The 13,004-nt window shown below is 52.5% G+C and carries 9 protein-coding genes; all 9 read left to right on the plus strand.

Translation table 11 applies throughout. The features are described from left to right. Nucleotides 1–92 precede the first annotated feature (92 nt). The 9 genes from JWG39_RS01730 (at nucleotide 93) to ftsZ (ending at nucleotide 12,807) form a co-directional block, all read left to right on the plus strand. The gene (locus tag JWG39_RS01730) at nucleotides 93–3,098 is read left to right on the plus strand and encodes a UDP-N-acetylmuramoyl-L-alanyl-D-glutamate--2,6-diaminopimelate ligase (RefSeq protein ID WP_205217628.1); all 3,006 of its coding nucleotides are present in this window, start codon (nucleotides 93–95) and stop codon (nucleotides 3,096–3,098) included. A gap of 2 nt (nucleotides 3,099–3,100) precedes the next feature. Then, a complete protein-coding gene (gene mraY / locus JWG39_RS01735) occupies nucleotides 3,101–4,180 on the plus strand; it encodes a phospho-N-acetylmuramoyl-pentapeptide-transferase (protein ID WP_205217629.1) in 1,080 nt (359 codons plus the stop codon). Continuing rightward, the gene (gene murD / locus JWG39_RS01740; protein WP_205217630.1) at nucleotides 4,177–5,538 is read left to right on the plus strand and encodes a UDP-N-acetylmuramoyl-L-alanine--D-glutamate ligase; all 1,362 of its coding nucleotides are present in this window, start codon (nucleotides 4,177–4,179) and stop codon (nucleotides 5,536–5,538) included. Before mraY ends, murD begins: the two co-directional genes overlap by 4 nt. Next, nucleotides 5,538–6,620 (plus strand): undecaprenyldiphospho-muramoylpentapeptide beta-N-acetylglucosaminyltransferase, encoded by a 1,083-nt coding sequence (gene murG, locus JWG39_RS01745; protein WP_205217631.1) that lies wholly within the window; start codon nucleotides 5,538–5,540, stop codon nucleotides 6,618–6,620. The genes murD and murG overlap by 1 nt, the downstream gene beginning before the upstream one ends. Further along, nucleotides 6,620–8,002 (plus strand): UDP-N-acetylmuramate--L-alanine ligase, encoded by a 1,383-nt coding sequence (gene murC, locus JWG39_RS01750; protein ID WP_205217632.1) that lies wholly within the window; start codon nucleotides 6,620–6,622, stop codon nucleotides 8,000–8,002. The genes murG and murC overlap by 1 nt, the downstream gene beginning before the upstream one ends. Further along, nucleotides 7,999–8,955 carry a UDP-N-acetylmuramate dehydrogenase gene (gene murB, locus JWG39_RS01755; protein WP_205217633.1) on the plus strand — a complete coding sequence of 319 codons (957 nt, stop codon included), beginning with the start codon at nucleotides 7,999–8,001 and terminating at the stop codon, nucleotides 8,953–8,955. Before murC ends, murB begins: the two co-directional genes overlap by 4 nt. Next, nucleotides 8,952–10,001: a cell division protein FtsQ/DivIB gene (locus tag JWG39_RS01760; RefSeq protein ID WP_205217634.1), complete on the plus strand. Its 1,050-nt coding sequence runs from the start codon at nucleotides 8,952–8,954 to the stop codon at nucleotides 9,999–10,001. The genes murB and JWG39_RS01760 overlap by 4 nt, the downstream gene beginning before the upstream one ends. Continuing rightward, nucleotides 10,001–11,356, plus strand: a complete 1,356-nt coding sequence (gene ftsA, locus JWG39_RS01765) for a cell division protein FtsA (RefSeq protein WP_205217635.1) — start codon at nucleotides 10,001–10,003, stop codon at nucleotides 11,354–11,356. Before JWG39_RS01760 ends, ftsA begins: the two co-directional genes overlap by 1 nt. A gap of 146 nt (nucleotides 11,357–11,502) precedes the next feature. Next, nucleotides 11,503–12,807, plus strand: a complete 1,305-nt coding sequence (ftsZ, locus tag JWG39_RS01770; protein ID WP_205217636.1) for a cell division protein FtsZ — start codon at nucleotides 11,503–11,505, stop codon at nucleotides 12,805–12,807. The last annotated feature ends 197 nt before the right edge of the window (nucleotides 12,808–13,004 follow it).

The following is a 13,004-nucleotide window of genomic DNA, read 5'->3' on the forward strand; positions in this document are numbered from 1 at the left end:
GAAAGAACGGCTCTTCAGAATATACGGAAAAGTTGAGGCAGATAATGCACCTTAACGGTAAAAGGTAAAGACAATTGTAAAAGGTAAATGCAATGACAGAACGAACACTGGATTCCCTTTTAAAGCGATTCGGTGATCACGCAGAGTCGTCGAAAAATGATGGAGTCGAGAATAGAACATTGACCGCTCTCACCTGCGATTCCCGCGAGGTGAAGAGCGGTTCTCTGTTTATTGCACTGCGCGGAGCCTCTGTGGACGGGCACTCCTTTCTCGCGGATGTTGCCGACAGAGGTGCGGCTGCAGTGGTGTGTGAGACTGGTGGTATTTCGGAAAAGGTTCGTATTCTTCTTGCAGAGAAAAGTGTCATTGTTATTGAGGTTGACAATACTTCTGTCTGTTGTCCCGTTATTGCCTCCTGGTTTTACGGAAATCCGGCGAAGTCCCTGCGCCTGGCTGCCGTTACCGGGACCAACGGAAAAACTACGGTCACCTCGCTGGTGGAGCAGTTGCTTCTTGCAGACGGGAAAGCTGTCGGTGTTATCGGTACGGTGAATAATCGCTGTACGGTGAACGGGAAAACCCTCTCTTTTCCGGCGCACCTTACCACTCCGGAACCCATTGAGTTGCATCGACTGCTTCGGGCAATGGTTGACGCCGGTACGGAAATTGTGGTGATGGAGGTTTCTTCTCACGCCCTTGTCCGCAGTCGGGTAGACGGATTGCAGTTTGAAGCGGCGGCCTTTACGAATATCTCCCGGGATCATCTTGATTACCATGGTACAATGGAGAGATATTTCAACGCAAAGTCACTGCTCTTTTCAAAATATCTTGCGGATGACGGCGTGGCTGTGATTCCGAATCCTTCCGTTGAAGGGCATAAACTCGCTGTTCTTGCAGAAAGCCGCCCCGGCGTGCGAATGATTCGCTGGGGTGCGGCGGAGGACAATGATTTACGATTGATCAATTGCAGGCTGCACCTGGATTATACCGAAGTTGAGTGCCGCGCTTTCGGCAAAACCTTTTTCTTCAACACGCTGTTGATTGGCAGTTACAACGTGGAAAACCTGTTGACTGCCTGGGGGGTGGCCGCTGCGCTTGGCATGGTGACTCAGCATATTGCTGCAGATGTCTCCTCTCTTACAGGTGCACCCGGCCGGGTAGAGCGGATAAATGTAGAGGCAGCATGGGCATCGAAAGGGCCGGTGGTGCTGGTCGACTATTCCCATACGCCTGATGCGCTGGAGAAGGTTCTGGAGACTGTCGCTGTGCTGCCTCACCGCAATTTATGCGTGGTGTTTGGCTGTGGAGGGGACCGTGATTCCGGCAAAAGACCCTTGATGGGGGCAGTGGCGGGACGGTTGGCCGATGTCGTTGTTCTTACCGATGATAATCCCCGCTCGGAACTCTCTTCTGAGATTATCAGAGAGATTCTGCCAGGGGTTGAGTCTGCTGGCTGCCCTGTTTTTCAAAAGGACTGGCTTTTCACCCGTTCGGAAAAAGAGAAGGGGTGTGTTGTTACAGCCAGTCGAGATGAGGCCATTGATCAGGCCATCCGCTCAATGGGAGCAGGGGATGTGGTGGTTATTGCCGGGAAGGGACACGAACCCTATCAGATCAGTCGAAGAGGACGATGTTATTTCGATGATCGCCGTCGTGCTGAAAATGCACTCTTTTCCTGGACGTCACAACTGCTGGCAGAGGCCACCGGAGGACGGGTGGTCGGGAATGCCGGCATGTCTGGTGCTGTAACCACTGACAGCCGCATGGAAAATCCCCGGGGAATATTTGTCGCTCTCACCGGTGAACATCATGATGCCCACGATTTTGCTCCGGGCGCGGTGGAGAAGAACAATCTCTGTCTCGTCGTTGAGCGGGAACTGCCGCTTGATGTCTGTCAGGTTGTGGTTGCTGATACCACTCGTGCTCTTGGCAACATGGCTGCCTTTCGCCGCCGTGCCCTTGCCCGTTTTCTGGCCGCACAGGGGCGTGAACAGAACGTTGTCGGCGTGACCGGCAGTTGTGGCAAGACAACCGTGAAGGAGATGATTTTCGCCATTCTGCGCCGCAAATGGCCGGTGGGGGAATATTACCCAGAGACCTCCATACTGAAAACAGCGGGGAATTTCAATAACCTCATCGGCCTGCCTCTGTCGCTGTTGCCCATTGGTGTGGATCAGCGGGCAGTTATTCTTGAAATGGGGATGAATGCACCGGGAGAGATTGCCCGGCTTGCAGAAATTGCTGACCCGGACATCAGCGTCATTACCAATGTATTCGGGGCGCATCTTGCCGGTCTTGGAGACCTCAACGGTGTTGCCGCCGCCAAAGGCGAACTCTTCGCGGGAACCCGTGCTGATGGTCTTCTTGTCGTCAATATTGATGATGAAAAGATTCGCGCTCAGGCGGAGAAGTCCCTTTGTCGCAAAATTACCTTCAGTGCGGCGGGGAGCAGAGCCGATCTGTATGCCACCGATATTCGTCAAGCGGGGCGGGGACGCTGCAATTTCACCCTCCACTGCGGGGGGGCAAAGAGAGATATTTTCCTCGGCGCGGCCGGTGAACATAACGTGGGGAATGCCCTTGCCGCCGCCACCGTCTGCACTGCTCTGGGTGTCGATCTGGAGGAAATTGCCCTGGGTCTGGCCGACTTTCGCAATGTTGGCAGGCGTATGGAACTGCTCACTGCTCCCGGTGGATTTACAGTGATTAACGACTGTTATAATGCCAATCCGGGATCCATGGCAGCGGGCTTGAAGGTCCTTGCTTCTTTCCCGGGCAAGAAGTTTGCCGTGATTGGAGACATGCTCGAACTCGGCAGTTCCTCGGAGGCTGCCCATGAAAAAATTGGCCGACGTGCTGCAGAACTTGATATTGACCGGCTGGCCATTATTGGAGAGTTTGCTTCGGCAGTGAAAAAAGGTGCTCTGGAAGGAGGGATGGCGGATACCGACGTGGCGATTTTTGCGGATAAGGAGCAGTTTGTCTCGACAATTGACTGCTGTTGTGAACAGTTGAAGACGGATAAAGATGCCGTGCTGGTGAAAGCTTCACGGGGACTTGCCCTCGAAAGCATTGTTGCAAAATTTATGCGGGAGTAATAATGTTTTATCATCTTCTCTATCCCCTCCACACCGATTTCAGTGGTTTCAATGTCTTTCGCTACATTACCTTCCGCTCAATGGGCGCGGCAATGACCGCTTTCCTCATTCTGCTGCTGCTTGGTCCCTGGTTCATCCGGTTGATGAAATCTTGTCAGATTGGTCAGGTCGTGCGCGATGACGGACCGGCGACTCACCTTGCCAAGAAGGGAGTGCCGACCATGGGTGGACTGTTGATTCTCTCCTCAATCACCGTAACTACACTGCTCTGGGCACGGCTGAACAACTCCCTCGTCTGGCTGGTACTTTTTGTCACCCTCTTTTATGGCGGGATTGGCAGTCTGGATGATATTAAAAAGATTACAAAGGGAAATTCCACAGGACTGAGCGCACGCGGAAAGATGCTTCTGCAGATTGCCGGAGCGGCGGTTGTCGGCCTTTTCATTCTTATCCATCCGGGGTTTGACGGACATCTGAGTCTGCCTTTTCTGAAGAATCTTCATCCGGATCTCGGTGTGTTTTATGTTGTATTTGCGGCACTGGTGATTGTTGGCGCTTCCAATGCGGTTAACCTCACTGACGGTCTCGACGGCCTCGCCGCCGGACCTTCCATTGTTACAGCGGGTGTCTATCTTATCTTTTCTTATCTCGCCGGGAATATTGTGCTGGCGGAATATCTGCACCTGCCGTATGTGGCGGGGAGTGGAGAACTGGCTGTCTTCTGCGGGGCGATTTTTGGTGCCTGCCTTGGTTTCCTCTGGTTCAATGCCTTTCCCGCTCAGCTGTTCATGGGTGATGTGGGCAGCCTGGCCCTCGGCGGAGCTTTTGGCACGGTGGCAATCATAATCAAGCAGGAGTTTCTCCTCGTAATTGTCGGTGGTATTTTTGTCATGGAGGCGCTGTCAGTCATGATGCAGGTCGGTTATTTCAAGATGACCGGTGGCAAACGAATATTTTTAATGGCACCTTTCCATCATCATTTTGAGAAAAAGGGATGGCATGAGACCAAGGTGGTCATTCGTTTCTGGATCGTAGCCATTATCCTCGGTCTGGTTGCAATGGCAACACTGAAACTGCGATGAAAAATAACAATCCATATATTCCTCCGGGAACCACAGTTGTGATCATGGGATGCGGGGTTACCGGCAGTGCCGCAGTGGATTATGTCCTGAGCTGTGGAGCAAAGGTGCTGGTTTCGGATTCCCGTGACGAGGCTTCCTTTGCGAAAACTGCCGCCATGCTCAAAGAGAAAGGTGTAGAGTGGGAGTGTGGACACAGTCTCAACTTTATCCTGCGTGGCGGGATAGTGCTCCTCAGCCCGGGGATTGCACCGGATAACCCGCTGGTGCTTCTGCTGCGGAAACGGGGCGTAAAGGTGATGGGAGAACTCGCCGTGCTCGCGCCGGTTTTGGGCGGTGTGAAGGTGGTTGCGGTAACAGGCAGTAACGGCAAGACCACGGTGACCAGTCTTATCGGTGAGGTTCTGAAAAAGGCTGGCCACTCTGTATTCGTCGGTGGCAATATCGGTGTCTCACTCTATGACTACTGCGCGGGGAAAGGAGAACCCTGTGAATATGCTGTGGTCGAGGTGTCGAGTTTTCAGCTGGAGGTCGCTGGAGATTTTGCTCCGGACGTGGCGGTTCTGCTCAATATAACTCCGGATCATCTTGACCGTCATCATGGATTGCAGGGCTATATCGCCGCCAAACTCAATATTTTCCGGGCCCAGAGCGCAGAGCAGGTGGCAGTCATAAACGGAGACGATGCCAGCTGTCAGGACCTGCCGATGGACTTTCGTGCTGCGTTTCGTTCCTTCGGGTACGGCCCGAAAAATCAGGCCATTGTGGAAGATGGCCAGCTTCTGCTGGTGGAAGAAGGAGAACGAAAAGTTTTGCGACTGCCTGCTGGCAGCGCTGGCTTTGCTTCTGAAAATTTTGCTGCAGCAGCACTGGCACTGCGTGTCGCTGGCGTTGATATAAAAATTCTGGAAAAATATTTTGCAGAGTTTAAACGTCCGCCACACCGTATGGAGCTGGTAGCCGAGGTGGACAGTATCGCCTGGGTGAATGATTCAAAGGCCACCAATACCGGTGCGGTTATCGGGGCATTGAGACAGTTTGACCATCCTGTTATCCTCATTGCGGGGGGGCGGGATAAGGGTGAGGATTATCATCAACTCTGCGAGCTGGTGAAACAGCGGGTAAAGGCTGCCATTCTTATTGGGGAGTCGGCCGATGACATCGAACAGGCCATTATATCGTGTACTGAGATACATCGGGCGGCAAGCCTTGAAGAGGCAGTGTCGCTCGGACGTGAACTGGCGACTGCCGGGGAAACGGTTTTACTCTCTCCAGCCTGTTCCAGTTTTGACATGTTCAGGAGTTACGGCCATCGTGGTGAGGTCTTTCGTGCCGCTGTACATGCACTGGAGGCAGAGTAATGGCGATACGTCTTTTGCTTACCGGAGGTGGTACGGGCGGGCATCTTTTCCCCGCGATTGCCACGGCCCGGGAATTTCAACGGCAGTATCCTGATACAAAAACGATGTTCATCGGCACAAAGCGGCGGATGGATACCGAGAGCCTTCGCTCCTCGGGTTTTGAGAGCCGGGCGATTACCAGTTTTGGTATCAAAGGGAAAAGTCCTCTGCAGCTTTTGAAGGCTCTCGTAAGCCTGCCGCAGGGATATTTGGAGGCGCTGAAGATTCTCCGTGAATTTCGTCCCGATGTCGTGTTTGCGGTTGGTGGTTATGTTACCGGGCCGGTAGTTGCTGCCGCAAAGCGTCTGGGAATTCCGATTGTCCTGCACGAACAGAATTCGGTTCCCGGGATGGCCAATCGCTACCTGAGTCATATCGCTGACCGGATCTGCCTGTCACTCTCTGTCGCGGCGGGATATTTCAACGCGAAGAAGACGGTGTTTACCGGGAATCCGGTGCGGGAGAATATCCTTAACCTTGCTGCTGAAAGGCGAACGGCCGATGAAAAAATAATTCTTGTGCTGGGTGGCAGTCAGGGGGCTCACCGGCTCAATGTTCTGGTGCCCGAGGCTCTCAGAGCCCTGAAGGGAAAAGTTGACTTCAAGGTGATCCACCAGACCGGGAAGAAAGATGCGCAGGAGGTGCGTGCTTCCTGGCAGGCTGCGGAAATCGATGCAACGGTGGAACCATTTTTTCGTGATATGGCGGAGGTGTATCGTCAGGCTTCTCTGGTTATTTCGCGGGCGGGGGCGACAACCCTGGCTGAACTGGCGGTAATTGGCATGCCCGCAATATTGATTCCCTACCCCACCGCAGCCGACAATCACCAGTTGAAAAATGCTGAGCACTATGTGGCGGGAGGCGGGGCTATGGTTTTTGAAGAGGCGGGACTGAACGCGGAAATCCTCGGCTCAGCCGTGCAGACGCTGTTTGCCGGTGACAGACTTGAAGAGATGGGAGCGATGATGAAAAAACTCGCTGTTCCGGATGCGGCGGATCGGATCGTCAAAGAATGTCTTACTCTTGTCGGAGGGCAACAATAGTGTATCAAAAGACTCTCCACGTACATTTCGTCGGTATCGGCGGCATCGGCATGAGCGGTATCGCTGAGCTGCTGCTGAATCTCGGATATACGGTTTCCGGCAGTGACCTCGCCAGTTCGCAGATTACCAGTCGTCTCGCCAGCCTTGGCGCGAAAATAACACAGGGGCATGCAGCAGAGGCAATGGAAGGGGCCGCAGTAGTTGTTACCTCCTCCGCTATTCCTCCGGATAATCCGGAGGTGTTGCAGGCCCGGGCAGAGAATGTGCCGGTGATTCAGCGGGCGGAGATGCTCGCTGAGTTGATGCGAATGAAAAAGTATGGCATTGCCATTGCCGGCAGTCACGGCAAGACATCAACCACCTCGATGACCAGCTGGATGCTTGCTCATGCGGGGCTTGATCCCACCATCGTCATTGGCGGGAAGGTTGATGCTCTCGGTGGCAATGCAAAGCTCGGTGCCGGTGAATTTCTCGTCGCGGAGGCGGATGAGAGCGATGGTTCCTTTCTCAAGTTGTCACCGGTGATAGAAGTGGTGACCAACATTGACCTCGAACACCTTGATTATTACCGGGACCTTAATCATATCAAGGAGACTTTCCTGCGGTTTATCAATAAAGTACCGTTTTATGGTACAGCAATTGTCTGCCTTGATAATAAGAATATTGCCGACATTCTGCCAAAGATCCGCAAGCGGGTGACAACCTACGGCCTTACACCTCAGGCAGACATCTACAGTGACCGCCAGGAGTGGCAGAACGGACGGGTGAATTTCAACGTCAAGACTGCGGCAGGAGAACTGGGAGAGATCAGCATTGCACCTCCAGGTATTCACAACGTCTACAACGCCCTGGCCGCCGTGGGGACAGGTCTTGAACTGGAGATTGATTTCGAACGTATCCGCCAGGGGCTTAACAGCTACAGCGGAGTTCAGCGGCGCATGCAGAAAAAGGGTGTGGTTGCCGGAATTACCGTGGTGGACGATTACGGACATCATCCCACGGAGATTCTTGCCACCCTCACAGCTATTCACAAGGCATGGCCGGAGAAACGGCTGGTGGTACTCTTTCAGCCTCATCGCTACAGTCGGACAAAGGCGCTGATGAAGGAGTTTCAGGTCTGTTTCCACCTTGCCGAGCTGCTGATCCTCACTGATATCTACGCCGCTTCAGAGAAGCCGATTGAGGGCGTAACCAGTGAAGCTTTTGTTGATGCACTGCGGAGCCACGGTCAGCGGAATGCAGTGTATTTAGGTGGAGTTGATACCCTTGCCGGGCGCCTGCGTCCCGAACTGAGAGCGGGGGATCTGGTCCTTACTCTCGGTGCTGGAAATATTTTTCGCGCAGGGGAGCAGCTGCTGGAAATTCTGAAGGGGGAAGAATGAGATTTGATGATGCCATGAAAGAACGCCTGCAGCAGGGACTCAAGGCTGAGGTGTATTATGATATCCCTCTGCGGGATTGGACCAGCTTTCGTATCGGTGGCCCTGCTGCAGCGATTGCCACGGTGGAAGATCGTGATGATGTTATCTGGCTGCTTAACTTCTGTGCGGAGGAGAATCTGCCGTGGTGCTGGATCGGCAGAGGGTCCAATCTGCTGGTGGTCGACGAGGGATTTCCCGGAATTATATTTTCGTCTGGCAAGTTTTTTGAAAAGGCTTCTTTCCTGGCAAATCCAGCAGACCTCGGGGAAAATAAAAAACTCCTTTCCGCAGGAGCCGGAATTTCTTTGGCGAGACTCTCTTCCTTTTGCCTCCAGAACGGAGCTTCCGGTGTGGAGTTTGTCTCAGGCATTCCTGGAAGCCTGGGCGGAGCTGTGGTGATGAATGCCAGTGCCTTCGGCGGAGAGATGGCCCAGGTTGTAAGCCGGGTGGAGTTGATCTCTCGCAAAGGGCGTTTTTTTGCAGAGGGCAGTCAGCTCAATTTTGACTACCGGACATGGCCCTGGTATGCAGATCTCGCCAATGAAGCGGTAGTTGTCGGGGTAGGGATGGAATTGACTGCAGATGATCCGGAGGCGGTGCGGGAGCGGTGCCGGGAGTTAGTCGCCCTGCGCAGGGGAACACAAAAAGTTTCTGATCCCAGTGCCGGCTCTTTCTTTAAGAATCCGCCGCAGAAGAGTGCGGGGCGGCTGATTGATTCCTGTGGTCTCAAAGGCCTGCGTATCGGAGATGCGATGGTGGCAAAGGAACATGCCAATTTTCTGGTCAATGTTGGTATGGCAAGTGCTGCCGATATGATCAAACTGATGAAAACTGTACAGGAAAAGGTCTTTGCTGAACTGGGAATTCAACTTGAGCCGGAAGTGCGTATACTTGGAGGAGAGGGCGAACTATGATCCGCCGAAAAAAAACATTACTGCTGAAATCAATTCTGCACCGCGGGAAGCGAAAAGGATTGCTGAGTTCCCGGAGTGTGAAAGTTCGTCGACCGGTGGCCTCCAGGCAGACAGGTGTTACCCGACAAAGTCGGGGACAAAAAACCTGTGATCTTATGATGAGTGTTTTTTCCGGGCGTCAACGAAGTATGAAATCGATCAATCGCGGTTTCAGTTCCGGGCGGATACCCGTTTCCCGGCATTCGAATTATCGTCTGCGCCTTGCAGGAATGGCGCTGGTTGGTGTGTGTGCTCTCACCCTGGGGTACTGGGGGGGGGCGGCGCTTTATGACAAGGGACGGGAGGTAATGTCCCGACTGCTGGTGATTGAGGATGTGGATATAAAAGGGGCATATATTGTGCCGCGCATCAAGGTTCTGGAAGCACTGCAGGTGATTCGTCACAGAACCGGCATGTTTGATGTCGATACAGATCAGCTCGAAACGAGACTTGAGGCACTGCCCTGGGTGTGTCAGGCGGAGGTCTGGCGGGACTATCCATCTACGTTGTCGGTGAAATTGCAGGAGGAGAAGGCTGTGGCTCTGCTTCTTAAAGAGAATGGTGGAGAAAGAGAGCTGTTTTATATAAATCGTTACGGAAATGATTTCCAGCCGGTGGCTGTGGGCGGCAGGATTGATTATCCTGTGATTACCGGGTTGAATTTTGTGCATGATGAGAACGTCCGCCAGAAAAGCTGGCAGGATGTAATGGCTTTCCTCAAAAAGCTGGGGCAGAATAATCCGCACCTGCCAGCCTATTCTCTCTCTGAAATTCACCTCACCGGAGATGGCGGAATTATACTCTACCTTGTAGAATATCCGTTTCCCATTTATTTTGGTCACGGCGACGTAAACCGCAAGTACGCCCGCCTGATCAAGGTACTCAAGCCTCTGTATGAGTTGGATAATGGACAGAAGCAGATAGAAGAAATAGAATATATCCAAATGGAATATCTGGAAGATAAAATTCTTGTGGCAACACTCGATTCAAAACAGGCTGGAAGATAATGTCTAACGATCTCGAAATCAGTATTAACGGCGACTCGCCCGACAACCAGGGCAAAGGGAATCAACCTGAAAAAGATGATAACGTGAAGAGTATTCAGGCTGAGGTGGAAATCTTCGAAGAGGAGGTTCAGGAGGAGGTTCAGGAGGAATATGGAGAACTGGTGGTCGGCCTTGATATCGGCAGCACTAAAATCTGCTGCGTTGTTGGAGAGTTTCGTGGTGAGGAAATTGAAATTCTTGGGGTGGGGATTGCACCCTCTCACGGTTTGCGCAAGGGTATTGTCGTCAATATTGAATCGACTGTCGATTCTATCCGCGAGGCGGTTCGTATTGCGGAAGAAGATTCCGGGTATGAACTGAACGGAATTGAGGTGTATGTCGGTATCGCCGGCAACCACATCCGCGGCTTCAACAGTCCGGGAATAATCGGGGTTAACCGCGAGATTCGTCCTTCAGACATGACTGCGGTTATTGATGCTGCCAAAATGGTGAAGATTCCGGAGAATCAACAGATTATCCACGTTCTTCCCCAGGAGTTCATGGTGGATGAGCAGGTGGGAATTCAGAATCCCGTGGGAATGACCGGGGTGCGCCTCGCTACTAATGTTCATATTGTTACGGCGGATGTCGCGGCTGTACACAATCTTGTTGCCTGTTGTCGACAGGCAGGACTGGAAGTTGCGGAACTGGTGCTGGAGTCCATTGCCTCCTCAAGTGCGGTGGTGAGCAGTGATGAGATGGAAATGGGGGTTGCACTGATTGATATCGGTGGAGGTACCACCGATCTCGCCGTGCTTAAAGGTGGCAGTATTCGCCACACCGCTCAGGTGAGTCTGGGGGGCTGCAATCTGACCAACGACATAGCGGTTTGTCTGCACACACCTGTTCAGGATGCGGAGAACCTTAAAGAATTGTATGGCGGTGCCATTTCCTCAGTGGTGAAACCTTCCCACGTTGTCCCGGTGCCAATGGTTGGTGAGCAGGACCCGAAACAGGTTACGCAGAAAATGCTGGTAGAAATTCTTGAGGCAAGAGCCAAGGAGATCCTTGATATTATGAAAAATGAGATTGAGGACTCAGGTTACCAGCAGAAAATCAACGGCGGTATTATTCTGACGGGAGGTACAGCTTTGTTGCATAATATTGACAGGCTGGCAGAGCAGATATACTCTCTGCCGGTGCGTATCGGCCTGCCTGCCGGCCTGAAGGGAAGGAGCGAAATGCTCAACGATCCGCGATGTACCACGGCAGCAGGACTGCTGATTTATGCAAAAAAAAGACGGAATGAGGTGGCACGGCCGGAAGGAGGTCTGTTCAAACGAATTAAAGAGTGGTTCCGCAGTCTTCTTTTATAGCGTTTATTCCTTTCAGCAACTGTCCTTAAATGATATAATTAGAAAATGATATAATTAGAAAAAAGATAATAAGAAATGTCCGATAAAGCATTCTTCGCCTCTGTCATGGGGGTGGCGTGCGGGGAATAATACCAGGGGGGAAGCAGATGTCATTTTCAAATATTCAGATCAAAAATATAGCGCCAGCGACACAGTCGAAGAGTGAAGATTCGGGTGGAAACGCTTTTCGGGCGGTTGAACCTAAAGAGGTGGCTGTGGCTACTGTGAAGGTTATAGGTGTTGGTGGCGGTGGTGGAAATGCCATCAATACAATGGTCAGGGACAAGATTGCAGGTGTCACATTCATTGCGGCAAATACTGACAAGCAGGCGCTGGATCGCTCTTGTGCTGATATCCTGCTGGCCATAGGCGGAAAAGAGACGAGAGGTCTTGGTGCTGGCGCGGATCCGGAAAAGGGGCGCAATGCTGCTTTGGAGTCCGAGGATGATATCAGAGCGGTTCTGGAAGGCAGTGAGATGGTGTTTATCACTACAGGACTCGGTGGTGGAACAGGAACGGGAGCAGCCCCTGTTGTCGCAAGAATAAGTAAAGAACTTGGTGCATTGACGGTGGCTGTTGTCACCAAACCCTTCGGTTTTGAAGGTCAAAAACGGATGAGAAATGCCGAAAAGGGCTGGGCGGAACTGAAGGAGAATGCCGACACCATCATTACGGTACCGAACGATCGTCTGCTTGCCGATATGGAATCCAATGCCAAACTCGGTGACATGCTGGCCAAGGCGGACCATGTCCTCTATCAGGCAGTGAAAGGGATTAGTGACCTTATCAACTCTCCCGGACTTATAAATGCCGACTTTGCCGACCTGCGCACTGTCATGCGGGAGAAAGGTCCTGCTGTTATGGGTACCGGTGAGGCAAGTGGTGAAGATCGGGCTGTCAAGGCGGCAAGTATGGCCATCGATAATCAACTTCTTGAAGATGCTGGTATTGACGGTGCCAAGGGCGTCCTGATCAACGTTTCTGCAGCGAAAGAAACCTTCGGCATGCTTGAGTTGAACCTCGCCGCTTCCCTGGTGGCGGCCAAGGTTGATGAGGATGCCACCATTATTACCGGTGCGCTGTACGATGACTCTCTTGGAGATGTCATGCGGGTGACTGTTGTCGCTACCGGTATCGGTGACAGGATGGAGCCGATGGAGTCTGTGACGATTACTACACAGGCCCGGCCTAATGTCAGTGGTGTTAACCAGGTGGAACATCCGGTTCCGGCAAAACCGACCATGGCACCTGCCAATCCGCGCAACCGGAAGGGACTTTTCGCTGTGGGCGGAGCAGGAAGGAAAAAAACTCTCGGGTCCTCGAATCCTCCTTCCAAATCTGCCAGAGATGACAACTGGAACAACAGTGAAGAACTTGAAACCCCGCCTTTTCTCCGGCGCAGAGCAAACTGAAGGGTACCTTGAAACAACCTGCAGTCATTCATATTCGAGGCACAGCAGAAAATTTATCGCAGGCATGTAATTGAACTCAACGTCTCGTTCCTCGCTTTGTCGGAGGATAATTTTTTGACTGTAACGAAAAAGATGGGTGAAAGATCGGTTGTTCGATGTTCCCTGATGCGTGAGGCTCTTCCTCTGGACGTATCCCC

This window comes from Desulforhopalus vacuolatus (assembly GCF_016918505.1).
In the GTDB taxonomy this organism is placed as follows: Bacteria; Desulfobacterota; Desulfobulbia; order Desulfobulbales; family Desulfocapsaceae; genus Desulforhopalus; species Desulforhopalus vacuolatus.

Bases quoted from the DNA above. Each gene is read 5' to 3' on its own strand.
- murG (WP_205217631.1), top strand. From the start codon at position 5,538: ATGGCGATACGTCTTTTGCTTACCGGAGGTGGTACGGGCGGGCATCTT.
- murD (WP_205217630.1), top strand. From the start codon at position 4,177: ATGAAAAATAACAATCCATATATTCCTCCGGGAACCACAGTTGTGATC.
- ftsA (WP_205217635.1), top strand. From the start codon at position 10,001: ATGTCTAACGATCTCGAAATCAGTATTAACGGCGACTCGCCCGACAAC.
- murB (WP_205217633.1), top strand. From the start codon at position 7,999: ATGAGATTTGATGATGCCATGAAAGAACGCCTGCAGCAGGGACTCAAG.
- mraY (WP_205217629.1), top strand. From the start codon at position 3,101: ATGTTTTATCATCTTCTCTATCCCCTCCACACCGATTTCAGTGGTTTC.
- JWG39_RS01760 (WP_205217634.1), top strand. From the start codon at position 8,952: ATGATCCGCCGAAAAAAAACATTACTGCTGAAATCAATTCTGCACCGC.
- JWG39_RS01730 (WP_205217628.1), top strand. From the start codon at position 93: ATGACAGAACGAACACTGGATTCCCTTTTAAAGCGATTCGGTGATCAC.
- ftsZ (WP_205217636.1), top strand. From the start codon at position 11,503: ATGTCATTTTCAAATATTCAGATCAAAAATATAGCGCCAGCGACACAG.